General features: G+C 41.0%; 14 protein-coding genes. 6 read left to right on the top strand and 8 right to left on the bottom strand.

Annotated features, from left to right (window positions below; genetic code table 11):
- Nucleotides 1–39 precede the first annotated feature (39 nt).
- Complete coding sequence (gene pspA, locus BTO21_RS03180) at nucleotides 40–708, bottom strand: phage shock protein PspA (RefSeq protein WP_036795291.1); 669 nt, start codon at nucleotides 706–708, stop codon at nucleotides 40–42.
- 217 nt (nucleotides 709–925) lie between these two features.
- On the opposite strand from pspA, the gene pspF reads away from it, so the two are divergent.
- From pspF to BTO21_RS03150, 6 genes are all read left to right on the top strand, one after another.
- Complete coding sequence (gene pspF / locus BTO21_RS03175; RefSeq protein ID WP_045026594.1) at nucleotides 926–1954, top strand: phage shock protein operon transcriptional activator; 1029 nt, start codon at nucleotides 926–928, stop codon at nucleotides 1952–1954.
- A gap of 136 nt (nucleotides 1955–2090) precedes the next feature.
- Complete coding sequence (gene sapA / locus BTO21_RS03170) at nucleotides 2091–3710, top strand: ABC transporter substrate-binding protein SapA (RefSeq protein WP_065192757.1); 1620 nt, start codon at nucleotides 2091–2093, stop codon at nucleotides 3708–3710.
- A gap of 3 nt (nucleotides 3711–3713) precedes the next feature.
- Nucleotides 3714–4676, top strand: a complete 963-nt coding sequence (locus tag BTO21_RS03165) for an ABC transporter permease (protein WP_045026597.1) — start codon at nucleotides 3714–3716, stop codon at nucleotides 4674–4676.
- The gene (sapC, locus tag BTO21_RS03160) at nucleotides 4663–5550 is read left to right on the top strand and encodes a putrescine export ABC transporter permease SapC (RefSeq protein WP_045026599.1); all 888 of its coding nucleotides are present in this window, start codon (nucleotides 4663–4665) and stop codon (nucleotides 5548–5550) included. Before BTO21_RS03165 ends, sapC begins: the two co-directional genes overlap by 14 nt.
- Nucleotide 5551: 1 nt before the next feature.
- A complete protein-coding gene (locus BTO21_RS03155) occupies nucleotides 5552–6550 on the top strand; it encodes a peptide ABC transporter ATP-binding protein (RefSeq protein ID WP_045026600.1) in 999 nt (332 codons plus the stop codon).
- Complete coding sequence (locus BTO21_RS03150; RefSeq protein ID WP_045026602.1) at nucleotides 6547–7371, top strand: peptide ABC transporter ATP-binding protein; 825 nt, start codon at nucleotides 6547–6549, stop codon at nucleotides 7369–7371. Before BTO21_RS03155 ends, BTO21_RS03150 begins: the two co-directional genes overlap by 4 nt.
- A gap of 78 nt (nucleotides 7372–7449) precedes the next feature.
- On the opposite strand, the gene pyrF is transcribed toward BTO21_RS03150, so the two are convergent.
- The 7 genes from pyrF to aroA form a co-directional block, all read right to left on the bottom strand.
- Nucleotides 7450–8160 (bottom strand): orotidine-5'-phosphate decarboxylase, encoded by a 711-nt coding sequence (gene pyrF / locus BTO21_RS03145; protein ID WP_065192754.1) that lies wholly within the window; start codon nucleotides 8158–8160, stop codon nucleotides 7450–7452.
- A 149-nt stretch (nucleotides 8161–8309) separates the two neighbouring features.
- Entirely contained in the window at nucleotides 8310–9479 is a 1170-nt protein-coding gene (gene lapB / locus BTO21_RS03140; protein ID WP_045026603.1) for a lipopolysaccharide assembly protein LapB, read from the bottom strand.
- 6 nt (nucleotides 9480–9485) lie between these two features.
- A complete protein-coding gene (locus BTO21_RS03135) occupies nucleotides 9486–9770 on the bottom strand; it encodes a LapA family protein (RefSeq protein WP_036795300.1) in 285 nt (94 codons plus the stop codon).
- Nucleotides 9771–9898: 128 nt separating this feature from the next.
- Nucleotides 9899–10189 (bottom strand): integration host factor subunit beta, encoded by a 291-nt coding sequence (gene ihfB / locus BTO21_RS03130; RefSeq protein WP_036795301.1) that lies wholly within the window; start codon nucleotides 10187–10189, stop codon nucleotides 9899–9901.
- Between the two features lie 80 nt (nucleotides 10190–10269).
- A complete protein-coding gene (rpsA, locus tag BTO21_RS03125) occupies nucleotides 10270–11940 on the bottom strand; it encodes a 30S ribosomal protein S1 (protein ID WP_045026605.1) in 1671 nt (556 codons plus the stop codon).
- 123 nt (nucleotides 11941–12063) lie between these two features.
- Nucleotides 12064–12741, bottom strand: a complete 678-nt coding sequence (gene cmk, locus BTO21_RS03120) for a (d)CMP kinase (RefSeq protein WP_065195716.1) — start codon at nucleotides 12739–12741, stop codon at nucleotides 12064–12066.
- A 213-nt stretch (nucleotides 12742–12954) separates the two neighbouring features.
- Nucleotides 12955–14235: a 3-phosphoshikimate 1-carboxyvinyltransferase gene (gene aroA, locus BTO21_RS03115; RefSeq protein WP_045026606.1), complete on the bottom strand. Its 1281-nt coding sequence runs from the start codon at nucleotides 14233–14235 to the stop codon at nucleotides 12955–12957.
- Nucleotides 14236–14275: the final 40 nt, after the last annotated feature.

The raw sequence follows: 14275 nt of genomic DNA, 5'->3' as shown, positions 1-14275 counted from the left end.
TATTATTTTTATGTAATTTAAAGGACCATTATCCCACGATTACTGTTGTTTATCGTTCATGCTTGCTTTTAGACGCTCAAGCTCTTTTTCAATATCATCTTGTGCTTGAAGATCAGCAAATTCTGACTCTAAGCTTTTTCCACGACCAAAACTATAACTATCCGCTTCGGCTTCCATTTCATCAATACGGCGTTCATATTGTTCAAACTTCGACATTGCTTCATCGACTTTACTGGTATCTAGCTGACGACGTACATCACGACGCGTTCCTGCCGCTTTGTGGCGAGTCACTAACGCTTGCTGACGAGCACGAGTTTCTTGCAATTTACGCTCAAGTTCAGCCACTTCTAACGATAATTTTTCAATCGTTTCATCGACTAACTTATATTCTTCATTTAACGTTAACGCCACATCAACCAATTTTTGTTTTTCAATTAATGCGGCACGAGCAAGATCTTCACGGCCTTTTTGAATCGCTAAACTGGCTTTTTGTTGCCAATCTGTCGATTGTGTTTCAATAGCAGTAATACGACGACGCAATTCTTTTTTATCCGCCAGCGCACGTGCTGACGAAGTACGTACCTCTACCAGTGTATCTTCCATTTCTTGAATGATAAGACGAATTAACTTTTGCGGATCTTCTGCTTTGTCTAATAATGAATTGACATTAGCATTTACGATATCAGCAAAACGAGAAAAAATACCCATAATAAAACTCCTTGGTCAACCGTATTGAATGATGCTCAATGAACGGTTTATATCATCAGACTAACGTTATGTTGTCATGTACGGTGTAATTCTTTATATACATATCAACTTACGTGCCAACTTTTAACTAATTGTTTTTATTAGACTAAAATAATAACGCCGTATTTCAACAAACAATGATATAGTGAATATAACCATATTTTAGTGAGATTTACCAATGAGAAAGACCGAAAATTTAATCGGTGAGTCAGACGCTTTTTTAGCGGTACTTGATCACGCATCACGCCTTGCGACACTTAACCGCCCAGTGCTTATTTTAGGTGAACGTGGCACAGGTAAGGAACTGATTGCACAACGTATTCACTATCTATCAACCCGATGGGATCAACCGCTGGTTAGCTTAAATTGCGCAGCATTAAGTGAAGGCGTTATTGATTCTGAATTGTTCGGGCATGAAGCCGGATCGTTTACAGGTGCGAAAAACCGTCATCAAGGACGATTTGAACGCGCTGAGAATGGCTCACTTTTTTTAGATGAACTGGCAACAGCGCCTATGGGTGTGCAAGAGAAACTATTACGTGTGATTGAATATGGCGAATATGAACGTGTAGGCGGTAATAAAAGCTGCCAAGCCAATGTCCGATTAATTTGTGCCACTAATCAAAACTTGCCACAACTGGCCGCAGATGGAAAATTTCGAGCAGATTTATTAGATAGATTAGCGTTTGAAGTGATCCATTTACCACCACTTAGAGCGCGGGTTGATGATATTCTACCATTAGCTGAACATTACGCTGTTCGCATGTGCCGTGAAATGAACTTCAGTTACTTTGCAGGTTTTAGTTACCAAGCCCAGCAACAATTATTACGCTACTCATGGCCGGGTAATATTCGTGAATTAAAGAACGTTGTTGAGCGTTCCATATTTCGTCATGCAATAGAAGATGAAATTATCGATACCATTATTATCGATCCCTTTACGACGCCCTGGGATAAAGAATCTGACATTATCGAGCACCACCCTCAACCAACCGCAGTGAAACCATCAGTAAATCAAGATGCTGGTGCACTAACATTCCCAATAGATCTACGCCAGCAACTACAACAACAAGAAATCATATGGATTGAACAAGCTTTAACGTTGGCTAAATTTAATCAAACAAAAGCCGCTGAATTATTAAGTCTTAGTTACCACCAATTAAGAGGCTTAATACGTAAATATGACATCAATGTTAATGGTGATTAATCAACCAAATTGAGACTAAAATTCAACATAATTGACGCTTTTTCGCTAATTTAATTCAAAACGGGCGGGATAACTTGGTGAGCGAGATGGAAAATGTTAAATTTAAAAACTTAATTTCAAATAACGCCTATTAAATATGAGCGCTTACTATCGTCTTTTTATTGCGAGCTTAGTTTTATTGACCCTTAGTGGGTGTAAACAACCAGCAAAAGATTCTATGACTCAACGTCGTGGCTTTGTCTATTGTGGCCAAGATACGCCGACAACACTTAATCCCCAATTAACAGACGGTGGACTAACAGCAGAGACCCTTTCGGCACAAATTTTTGATCGTCTGCTACTACTTGATCCCGTTAACTATAAGCCGTTACCTGATCTAGCTAAAAGCTGGACAGTAAGTGACGATGGATTAGTGTATACCTTTACCCTTCGCCAAGGCGTGAAATTTCAAACCACAGCATGGTTTACGCCAACACGCACTATGAATGCTGATGATGTGGTGTTTAGCTTTGAACGGGTAATTAACCCAGATAATCCATTCCACCATATTTCAGGTGGCCGTTACCCTTGGTTTGAAAGTCTCGGCTTTGCTAACGATATTGAAAGTATTAAAGCGCTGAATCCACAAACGGTACAGTTTATCTTACGACGCCCTGATAACTCCTTCTTATCAAACTTAGCAACTAGCTATGCTGTTGTATATTCAGCTGAATATGGCAAACAGCTATTAAAATCGGGACAAATTGGCAAGTTAGATAGTCGCCCTATTGGTACTGGACCATTTTATGTTGATCAGTTTATTCCAAATGATCTGATTCGATTAAAACACCATATTGGCTATTGGCAAGGTGTTGCGCCAATGGAGCAAGTAGTGTTTGATATCTCTTCTCGCGGCATGGGCAACCTAACGAAGTTATTAAGTACAGAATGTGATGTCTTAGCCTCACCCGTTGCGAGTCAGTTACCTGTAATTACTGACAATAATAATTATGAATTATTGGCACAAACAGGCATGAACGTATCATTTTTAGCCTTAAATACGAGCCTTGCACCGTTAAATAACCTTAAGGTCCGTGAAGCTATAAGCTACGCCATTAATAAAGATACATTATTAAATTCAGTCTATTACGGCACAGCAACTAAAGCAAAAAGCTTATTACCACCAACATCATGGGCTTATAATAATGACAGTAAAGCCATTAATTATAACCCTAAAAAGGCCAAAGCATTGCTCAAGCAAGCAGGCTATAACAACGATCAAGTATTAACCATGTGGGTACCTTTAGAATCTCGACCTTATAACCCTAGCCCACAAAAGACCGCCGAACTTATTCAAGCTAACCTCAAAGCGATTGGAATAAAGGTTATTATTTATCATCAAGATAATATCGGTCGTCTTGGGGTAAATAACATGAATAAATACGATATGATGTTAGCGGGTTGGATTGCTGACAATGGCGATCCAGATAACTTTTTACGTCCATTACTGTCGTGTAATGCTAAACATGCAGGATTAAATGTCGCTAATTGGTGTGATGTACAATTTGATAATTTACTTGAATTGGCATTACGAACCAATAAAACCCAACAACGAGTTAACTATTACCAACATGCACAGAATATTCTCGATCAGCAAGTACCGATTATTCCACTTGCTCATGGAGTGCATTTTCAAGCGCATAATAAAACGCTCGGTGGTCTACAAATGAGTCCTTTCGGCTCGCGTTCATTTTCCAGCGTCTATCGGACTGAGTAAAGTATGTTTATCTACACTATACGTCGCTTAAATTTGTTTGTTATTACATTACTCATACTGACTATGGTGAGTTTTAGCATTTTAAGGCTTGATACCCAATTACAATGGACCTATGAGCCCTTTTGGCAAGGTTGGTTCATTTACCTACAAAATTTACTTGCGGGTAATTTAGGGATTAGTCCGACAGGCGTACCCATCAGCACTGAAATACTCAAGGTTTTTCCAGCAACATTAGAATTATGCTTTTTTGCTTTTATTCTATCGTTAGTGATCGGTATTCCTTTAGGTACTATTGCAGGCGTTCGTCGAGGTAGTCCAATTGATACAGTGATAAGTTCAATTACATTATTAGGCTACTCCATTCCTTTATTCTGGCTAGCAATGTTACTTATCTTACTGTTTTCACTGCATTTAGGCTGGTTACCTGTTTCGGGGCGTTATAGCTTATTATATCAATTTAATCATGTGACAGGTTTTGCATTAATTGATATTTTACTGTCCGATAAACCTTACCGAATGGAAGCCTTCTTTGATGCAATTAAGCACCTGGTATTACCTACTATTGTGTTAGCAATGGCACCAACGACCGAGGTTATTCGTTTAACCCGCGCATCGATTGCAGAAGTGATGACCAAAAACTACATTAAAGTTGCTCAGACTAAAGGTCTTTCTACATTTGAAATTGTACGTCGTCACGGCATGAAAAATGCGATTCCACCGATTATTCCCAAGCTGGGGATGCAGTTTGCAGCAATGATGACATTTGCGATGTTAACGGAATCTATTTTCAACTGGCCGGGTATTGGACGTTGGTTACTCAATGCAATTGCTGCCCAAAATTATGTTGCAATCCAAGCAGGCGTCATTACTGTAGGCAGCTTTATTTTATTGGCCAATATTCTGTCAGATCTCATTGGCGCAGTCGTTAACCCCTTAGTTAGGAAGGAATGGTATGCCATCAAATAGCGTTTACCAAGAAGCCACCATCCCTACCCAATGGGAACGTTCATGGCAAAACTTTAGATCCAATTCTTTAGCCATGTTTGGTTTATGGTGTTTATTAGCATTGTTATTAATTACCGTTAACGCACGTTGGTTAGCCCCTTATTCTGCGATAGAACAAGTGGGTGAGCTACTGATGCCGCCATCATGGGATAACTCAGGGCACGTTTCATTCTTCTTTGGCACCGACGACCTCGGCCGTGATATTTTGTCGCGATTATTGATTGGTAGCCAATTAACCTTTGGCTATGCCTTATTAGTCGCATTGGCATCAAGTGTCATTGGACTACTGATTGGTATTTTAGCGGGAATGAGTAGCGGTCTTAAATCGAGCTTTCTTAACCATATTTTAGATACTGTATTATCTATTCCATCACTGCTACTTGCGATTATTGTCGTTGCATATATGGGACCGGGTGAAACACATATTCTCCTCGCTATTTGGCTCGCATTAATTCCACGCTTTATTCGTGCTGTATACACAGCCGTACATGCCGAAGTCGCTAAAGACTATGTTATTGCTGCACGTCTTGATGGTGCCAATAATTTTTATCTTCTTTATAATTCTATATTACCCAATATCTTAACCACAATTACTACCGAGATGACTCGTGCTATCTCTGTTGCAATCATGGATATTGCAGCCCTTGGTTTCCTTGGATTAGGCGCACAAGCACCTTTACCAGAATGGGGCGCAATGCTTGGGGATTCAATTAACCTTATTTACCTCGCACCATGGACAGTCACCCTGCCAGGGCTTGCGATTATGTTTAGCGTCTTAGTCATTAACCTTGTTGGTGATGGTATGCGTCAAGCACTTAACGCGGGAATTGATTAACATGCCATTACTCGATATACGTAACCTAACCATAGAAATCGATACGCCTCAGGGAATGGTAAAAGCAGTTGATCGCATGAGCCTCACCATTAACGAAAGTGAAATTCGTGGTTTAGTGGGTGAATCAGGATCAGGTAAAAGCTTGGTTGCAAAAGCCATTGCTGGTGTATGTAAAGATAACTGGCGCGTTAATGCTGACCGAATGCGCTTAGGTGATGTTGACCTACTAGCATTGTCACCTCGCCAACGCCGTAAAATTGTTAGCCGTGAAATCGCGATGATTTTTCAAGAGCCATCAACATGTCTTGATCCCTCAGAGCGGATTGGTGAGCAGTTAGAAGAAGCGATCCCATCATCATCATTCAACGGTCGTATTTGGCAGCGTTTTCATTGGCGTCAAAAACAAGCGATTGCACTACTCCATAAAGTCGGTATTAAAGAACATAAACGAGTAATGCGCAGCTACCCTTATGAATTAACTGATGGTGAATGCCAAAAAGTAATGATTGCGATGGCGATAGCTAACCGCCCTCGCCTATTGATTGCCGATGAACCGACTAACGATCTGGATCCGATCACTCAAGCACAAATTTTTCGACTGTTAAGTCGCATGAACCAATTAGGCAATACAACGATCCTCTTGGTCAGTCACGACTTAAATACAGTGACTCAGTGGGCAGATAGGATCACTGTAATGTACTGTGGGCAATCGGTTGAATCAGGCACATCAAAAGAATTACTTGAGCTCCCTCATCACCCTTATACTGCGGCATTAATGCGCGCAATGCCTGATTTTTCAATGGGTGTGAGCCATAAATGTAAACTGGAAACACTACCAGGTTCTATTCCACCACTGCAACATTTACCTATCGGTTGCCGCTTAGGACCACGATGTCCTTATGCACAACGCAAATGTGTTGAAGTACCACAACGTCAAAAAGTTAAAGGTCATAAATTTAGCTGTCATTTCCCGCTAAATATGAAGGATGACAACAAATGAGTTCATTACTTGAAGTTGAACACCTGAAAAAAGATTACCATTATCGCTCAGGCTTATTTCGTCGCCGTACTATTGAAGCAGTAAAACCGGTTTCATTTCAACTTAATGCAGGCGAAACAATTGCCCTATTAGGTGAAAATGGTTCAGGTAAATCAACATTAGCAAAAATGTTAGCAGGTGTAATCACGCCTACCGAAGGAATTGTAAGAGTGAATGGTGAGCAACTGCATCATCATGATTATCAAACCCGTTGTAAGCTGATCCGAATGATTTTCCAAGATCCGAATACTGCCTTGAATCCACGCATTCAAATTGGACGCATTCTTGAAGGACCATTAAAACGAAATACTAATATGACCCCACAAGCACGAGAAAAACGTATCATGGATACTCTCAAGCGCGTGGGTTTATTACCTGAACATGCCTACTTTTACCCACAAATGCTAGCAACAGGGCAAAAACAACGTGTATCACTTGCTCGTGCGCTTATTTTACAGCCTTGTATTATCGTCGCTGATGAAGCCTTAAATGGTTTAGATATGTCAATGCGTTCACAGATGATAAACCTGTTACTTGAATTACAAGAAGAGATGGGATTGTCTTATGTGTATGTATCGCAACATATGGGAGTGGTCAAACATTTCAGCGACAAAGTAATGGTGATGCAAGATGGTGAAGTGGTCGAAAAAGGACGTACTGCGAATGTCTTTGCTAACCCTAAGCACTCGTTAACACAAAAGCTCCTCGATAGTCACTTTAGCTCACCAACACGAGAGAAAAGTACTCGAATATTGAATAGTACCCCTAAAATAAGCTATTAATCGCATAAAAATAAACGCCAGTATTATTACGTCATTAACGTAAAATACTGGCGTTATCGTTTGCTTATTTATTAAAAATTAAGCCAATGTTTTATTAATAGCCGCTAATACTGCAGCTGGATCACTGGCTTGAGTAATTGGACGACCAATCACTAAATAATCAGATCCCGCAGCAATTGCTTCAACAGGCGTCATCACTCGACGCTGATCACCAGCTTCACTGCCAACTGGACGAATACCCGGTGTGACCAATTTAAACTGTTGCCCCAATTGCGCTTTTAATAAATTAGCTTCTTGCGCTGAACATACTACGCCATCAAGGCCACTATTTTTAGTCAATGTCGCTAAATTTAATACTTGTTGTTGTGGCTGACATGAAATACCAATACCGGCTAAATCATTCGCTTCCATACTGGTTAATACCGTTACGCCAATTAGTAATGGACGATCTTTACCATACGGCTCTAGAATTTCACGCGATGCTGTCATCATTCGCTCACCACCACTGGCGTGCACATTGACCATCCACACCCCTAATTCAGCCGCCGCTCTTACCGCTTTTGAACATGTGTTTGGAATATCATGAAATTTCAAATCCAAAAATACCGAGTGGCCTCGATCATGTAATTGACGCACGAAATCAGGGCCAAAAAAAGTGAACATCTCTTTACCGACTTTTAAACGGCAACTTCCCGGCTCAATACGATCGACAAAAGCGAGCGCCTCATTATGATTATCATAGTCAAGGGCAACGATTACTTTAGGGTCTGTTACTTTAGCGTCTAGCATTGAGGCTCCTATTATGTCTAAATACATCCATTATGCGGTTGTCCCAACCGCCGGCAGGATTTTACATCAATCCAATAAATTTGATAGCTACAACTATAAAAAAACCAGTACATTACTGCACTGGTTTTAGAAAAAACAGATGAGGGTAATTATTCACCATCAAGCCCTCTAATTGGCTTGATTTGCCCCCAGCTCTTACAAGATGGACACTGCCAATATAAAGCATGAGTCGCAAAGCCACATTGACGACAACGATAACGGGGTTTCACTTTAAGCTGTTCACCCACTAAGTGACGCAAACTGGTTAAACTTTCTTTAGCGCGGCCTTCTTCTGCTTCATCAAGATGATATTCCATCAATTGATAAAAGCCTTTCATGGTTGGATTTTTTTGAAGTTGGCGTGTCATAAAAGACTGTGCCGTCACTGTGCCATCATGTTTAGCAATTTCATCAGCGAGCATTAATTCAGCACTGGCCCCTGCTTTTTGTTCGACACAATACTGTAAATACTTCAACCATGCGGTTTGATTATTCATTGCTTCATAACACTCAAGCAATAAGGGTAAAGCCTCACCAACAAACTCAATATCTTGCTCTGAGATCCGTTCTAAAATTTTTGCAGCTTGCTTATATTCTTGCTGCTTAACCTGTATTTTCGCCATCGCAATCGAAGCTCGCACACAGTTTTTATCCACTGATAGGGATTTTTTTAATAACTGAATCGCTTTATCTTGATTCTGAGCACTCAGCTCAAGCATGGAAAGTTCACACCAATAATGGGCAATATCATGCTTTAGTTTTGTTTTACCTAATTTCACCAACTGGGTTGCCATATCAATGGCTTTTTCCCACTCTCGCGTTTGTTGATAAATAGCTAATAATTGTTGTAATGCAGGCTTGCGATAATCAGGCTCATCCAACAACTGCTCAAAAATACGCTCTGCGCGATCAAAAAAACCAGCAGCCATATAATCTTTAGCTAATTGCTGTAAGGCTAAATTACGCTGTTCAATCGATAAATTAGGTCTTGCTATCAAGTTTTGGTGAATACGAATGGCGCGATCGACCTCTCCTCTGCTGCGGAATAAATTACCGAGAGCAAGATGAGTATCAATAGTTTCACTGTCAACCTGCAGCAACTCAATGAACAGGTCTACTGCTTTATCAGATTCGTCTGATAACAGCATATTAAGACCTGTTACATATTGGCGAGATAAGTGGTCAGACTTTTCTTGCTTTTGGTTACTTGCGCTCCTGTTACCCATATACCAGCCATAAGCGGCTGCAATAGGTAAAAGTAGGAACAACAATTCAAGCATTAATATTTATTCCTTAATTGGCTTAGCACGAAGCTGATCAAGTTCTTGTTGTTGCTTCGTTACTTTCTTCATTAAACGATTTTTAGCAAATCGAGCTTTAAGGTATAAAGTACCACAGATCACCCAACCAATAACAAAACCGGCACCAAATGCTGTGCCTAATAGCGTAGAAAGTTGGAATTCACCCTGAGCGATTAAATAATCAAAGCTAACCATTATTTGATTTTGCGCACCAAGAGCCAGAGTGATTAAAAAGGCGGCTACTAGAACAATAATTCCTAAAATCTTCATCGTGAATCCTCTCACTAAATCTAAATCATAAGTACTGATTATGCAGTAATTTTACAGATCAAACCATGATCTATAGACATAAAAAAACGGCATACCGAGAGTATGCCGTTTTTTTGTTCTATTCGCGGTTAAGCAGCTATTGATGCATTAACACGGTCACGTAATTCTTTTCCTGGCTTAAAGTGAGGAACGTACTTGCCGTCCAACTCAACTTTATCACCTGTCTTTGGATTACGGCCAACGCGAGGAGCACGGTAATGCAAAGAGAAGCTACCAAAGCCACGGATCTCAATGCGATCACCTTCTGCAAGTGTGTTCGCCATATGTTCAAGAATATCCTTGATTGCATCTTCTACCTGTTTGGCAGAAAGATGTGTTTGTTGACTGCACAGTCTTTCAATTAATTCAGACTTTGTCATAAACACTCCGTTTTAGTAAGTTTCTCAATAGTATAGCCGTTTAGAGGGAAAAAGCTAAAGCGATTTCCCTCAACGCTCAATTATTCGCCTTTAGCAGCTTTGAAAGCGTCAGCCATAGCATTACCAAACGCAGCGTCATCAGCTTTGTTTAGTGTAGCCATTGCTTCTTGCTCTTCAGCAACGTCTTTAGCACGTACAGAAAGGTTAACTACGCGGTTCTTACGGTCAACACCAGTGAACTTAGATTCAATAGAGTCGCCAACTGCAAGAATTAGAGTTGCGTCTTCAACACGGTCTACAGATGCTTCAGAAGCACGTAAGTAACCTTCAACACCTTCAGCTAGCTCAATAGTTGCGCCTTTAGCGTCAACTGCAATAACTTTACCAGTTATTAGAGTGCCTTTCTTAGTGTCAGCTACGAAGCTGTTGAACGGGTCTTCTTCGATTTGCTTAACGCCTAGAGAGATACGCTCACGCTCTGCGTCAACTGCAAGAACTACTGCAGAAATTTCGTCGCCTTTCTTGAAGTCACGAACCGCGTCTTCACCAGAAACATTCCAAGAAATGTCAGATAGGTGAACTAGACCGTCGATGCCGCCTTCAAGACCGATGAAGATACCGAAATCAGTGATTGACTTGATCTTACCAGTTACTTTGTCGCCCTTAGCTTGCATTTCTGCAAATGACTGCCATGGGTTAGCTTTACACTGCTTAAGACCTAGAGAGATACGACGACGTTCTTCGTCGATATCAAGAACCATAACTTCAACTTCATCGCCCACGTTAACAACTTTAGATGGGTGGATGTTTTTGTTAGTCCAATCCATTTCAGAAACGTGAACAAGACCTTCAACGCCTTCTTCGATTTCAACGAAGCAGCCGTAGTCAGTAAGGTTAGTTACGCGACCAGTAAGCTTAGTGCTTTCTGGGTAACGCTTAGCGATTGCAACCCATGGATCTTCGCCAAGTTGCTTAAGACCTAGTGATACGCGAGTACGCTCACGGTCAAACTTAAGAACTTTAACGTTGATTTCATCGCCAACATTAACGATTTCAGAAGGGTGCTTAACACGCTTCCAAGCCATGTCAGTGATGTGTAGAAGACCGTCAACACCGCCAAGATCAACGAATGCGCCGTAGTCAGTAAGGTTCTTAACGATACCTTTAACTTCCATGCCTTCTTGTAGAGAAGCAAGTAGCTCATCACGTTCAACACTGTTCTCAGATTCGATAACAGCACGACGTGAAACAACAACGTTGTTGCGCTTCTGGTCAAGCTTAATTACTTTGAACTCAAGTTCTTTGTTTTCAAGGTGAGCAGTGTCACGAACTGGACGTACGTCTACTAGAGAACCTGGTAGGAACGCACGGATGCCGTTAAGTTCAACTGTGAAGCCGCCCTTAACTTTACCGTTGATGATACCAACAACTGTTTCAGCATCTTCATAAGCTTTTTCAAGCTGGATCCAAGCTTCGTGACGCTTAGCTTTCTCACGAGAAAGTTTAGTCTCACCAAAACCATCTTCGATCGCGTCAAGAGCAACATCAACCTGATCACCAACTGCAACTTCAAGTTCGCCAGCAGCGTTCTTGAATTCTTCAGCAGGAATAGATGACTCAGATTTTAGACCAGCGTCAACTAATACGTAACCGTTTTCGATAGCAATTACAGTACCTTTAACGATGGCACCTGGGCGAGTTTCAACTTGGTTTAGCGACTCTGCAAAGAGTTGAGCAAAAGATTCAGTCATTTAATTAATCTTCAATATGATAAACAACCATGGGTATCCTACCGCATGGGGTTGATAATAAAGTCAGTTATCATCCATGACACCGACGTTATTTAGCTGCTTACGCAACTAAATAGGATTCGTTTATTTTAGCTTAGCATCAACATATGCCAAGACTTTTTCCAATACTTGTTCAATAGACATTTCAGTTGAATCAAGTACCAAAGCATCATCAGCAGGGCGTAAAGGCGCTACAGCACGATTGCGATCGCGGTAGTCTCGCTCCTGGATTTCGCTTAAAAGGCTGGTAAAACTAACATCTAAGCCCTTTTTTTGCAACTGATTCATACGACGAGTTGCACGTTCTTCAGCGCTAGCATCTAAGAAAATTTTCACTTCAGCAGATGTGAATACAACTGTACCCATATCACGCCCATCAGCAACCAAACCAGGTTGTTCATTAAATGCACGCTGGCGACGTAATAATGCTTCACGTACTCGTGGTAATGCTGCGACTTTTGAAGCTGCATTACCTACTTTTTCAGTACGAAGAGTATCAGAAACATCTTCGCCTTCAAGAATAACTCGAACCAACTCACCTTCTGCAACAAACTGAACATCGAGATGTGCAGCTAGTGGTACTAAAGCATCTTCTGATTCAGTATCTACACCATGATGAAGTGCAGCAAGTGCAAGCACACGGTAAATAGCACCAGAATCGAGCAGATTCCAGCCAAGTTTTTCTGCCAATAGCATACAAAGTGTGCCTTTACCTGCACCACTTGGCCCATCAACAGTAATGACTGGAGCATGAGTAGACATAAGTTTTCTCCGAATATGTATCCGTAATAGCTATAACTTAACCCCAATTAGGGTTAGCCATCAAACGGTGGCACATTATACGGAAAAAAATCTTAAATTTATATAGTTATTGCCTTTTCTATCATACCTTTTTACACCAATTAAAAAGCCTGATGCAATCACATCAGGCTACCACTACTGCAAACTTAAATATCAATAATAGAACGTTCGCTGTTAGACACTTAAACTCTGAAGTTTAGTGAAATAATCAGGAAATGTTTTTGAGGTACATTTAGGATCATTAATCGTCACTGCTGTATCGCTTAATGCCACCAACGAAAAGCACATTGCCATTCGATGATCATCATAAGTATCTATCTCTGCGTGGTTCAATTTTGTTGGTGGAGTGATCGTAATATAGTCATCCCCTTCTTCAACCTTCGCGCCGACTTTACGTAGCTCAGTCGCCATGGCTGCTAAACGGTCAGTTTCTTTAACACGCCAGTTATAAACATTACGAATCGACGTTGTCCCTTTAGCAAACAAAGCGGTGGTTGCGATTGTCATTGCGGCATCAGGTATATGGTTAAAATCCATATCAATGGCCGTTAATTCACCACCGCGAGCAATAACGTAATCATCACCCCATTCAATATCCGCTCCCATGGCCGCCAGAGCATCAGCAAATTGGATATCGCCTTGAATACTGTTTTTACCAATACCCGTCACTTTAATAGCGCCGCCTTTAATCGCAGCTGCCGCTAGAAAATAAGAGGCCGATGATGCATCACCTTCAACTAAAAATTCACCAGGCGATTGATATTGCTGACAACCTTTTACTACAAATTGTTGGTAATCACGGTTTTCAACCTCAACCCCAAATTGCGCCATTATGTGTAAGGTAATATCAATATAAGGCTTTGATACCAAATCACCTTTAATACTGATCACCGTATCAGCACTTGCCAATGGCGCTGCCATCAAAAAAGCCGTTAGAAACTGACTTGAAATCGAACCATCAATCTCAACGTCACCACCCACAATGCCAGTACCCGTTATCTTTAATGGTGGATAATGTTCATTTTCTAGATATTGAATATCTGCCCCTGCACTTCGCAGAGCATCAACGAGATGACCTATTGGGCGCTCTTTCATTCTTGGCTCGCCGGTAAGCGTATATTCTCCAGCGCCTAAACACAGCGCGGCCGCTAATGGTCGCATTGCTGTTCCCGCATTACCTAAATACAATTCAAGCGGCTCTATCGTCGTAAAAGCATGACCCAAACCGTCTACTTCACATTCGGTTTTATCTGCTGATAATCGATAATTAACCCCAAGTTGCTTTAATCCATTAAGCATATGGCGAATATCGTCGCTATCTAATAAGTTAGTTAAACGTGTAGTGCCTTTTGCTAGCGCGGCTAATAACAAAGCACGATTTGATACACTCTTAGAACCCGGCAGGTTCACTTCACCGTTAACTTTGGCAATCGGCTCTAGGGTTAAACTTTCCATTTATTATTCTTCCAATCCTAATTTTTCTTATCTAGCAGAG

Origin of the sequence: Photobacterium phosphoreum (assembly GCF_002954725.1) — a bacterium.
GTDB lineage: Bacteria > Pseudomonadota > Gammaproteobacteria > Enterobacterales > Vibrionaceae > Photobacterium > Photobacterium phosphoreum.
This window is presented reverse-complemented; position numbering and strand designations above follow the sequence as displayed.

Bases quoted from the DNA above. Each gene is read 5' to 3' on its own strand.
- pspA (WP_036795291.1), bottom strand. From the start codon at position 708: ATGGGTATTTTTTCTCGTTTTGCTGATATCGTAAATGCTAATGTCAAT.
- BTO21_RS03155 (WP_045026600.1), top strand. From the start codon at position 5,552: ATGCCATTACTCGATATACGTAACCTAACCATAGAAATCGATACGCCT.
- sapC (WP_045026599.1), top strand. From the start codon at position 4,663: ATGCCATCAAATAGCGTTTACCAAGAAGCCACCATCCCTACCCAATGG.
- sapA (WP_065192757.1), top strand. From the start codon at position 2,091: ATGAGCGCTTACTATCGTCTTTTTATTGCGAGCTTAGTTTTATTGACC.
- BTO21_RS03135 (WP_036795300.1), bottom strand. From the start codon at position 9,770: ATGAAGATTTTAGGAATTATTGTTCTAGTAGCCGCCTTTTTAATCACT.
- BTO21_RS03165 (WP_045026597.1), top strand. From the start codon at position 3,714: ATGTTTATCTACACTATACGTCGCTTAAATTTGTTTGTTATTACATTA.
- aroA (WP_045026606.1), bottom strand. From the start codon at position 14,235: ATGGAAAGTTTAACCCTAGAGCCGATTGCCAAAGTTAACGGTGAAGTG.
- ihfB (WP_036795301.1), bottom strand. From the start codon at position 10,189: ATGACAAAGTCTGAATTAATTGAAAGACTGTGCAGTCAACAAACACAT.
- cmk (WP_065195716.1), bottom strand. From the start codon at position 12,741: ATGTCTACTCATGCTCCAGTCATTACTGTTGATGGGCCAAGTGGTGCA.
- BTO21_RS03150 (WP_045026602.1), top strand. From the start codon at position 6,547: ATGAGTTCATTACTTGAAGTTGAACACCTGAAAAAAGATTACCATTAT.
- lapB (WP_045026603.1), bottom strand. From the start codon at position 9,479: ATGCTTGAATTGTTGTTCCTACTTTTACCTATTGCAGCCGCTTATGGC.
- rpsA (WP_045026605.1), bottom strand. From the start codon at position 11,940: ATGACTGAATCTTTTGCTCAACTCTTTGCAGAGTCGCTAAACCAAGTT.
- pyrF (WP_065192754.1), bottom strand. From the start codon at position 8,160: ATGCTAGACGCTAAAGTAACAGACCCTAAAGTAATCGTTGCCCTTGAC.
- pspF (WP_045026594.1), top strand. From the start codon at position 926: ATGAGAAAGACCGAAAATTTAATCGGTGAGTCAGACGCTTTTTTAGCG.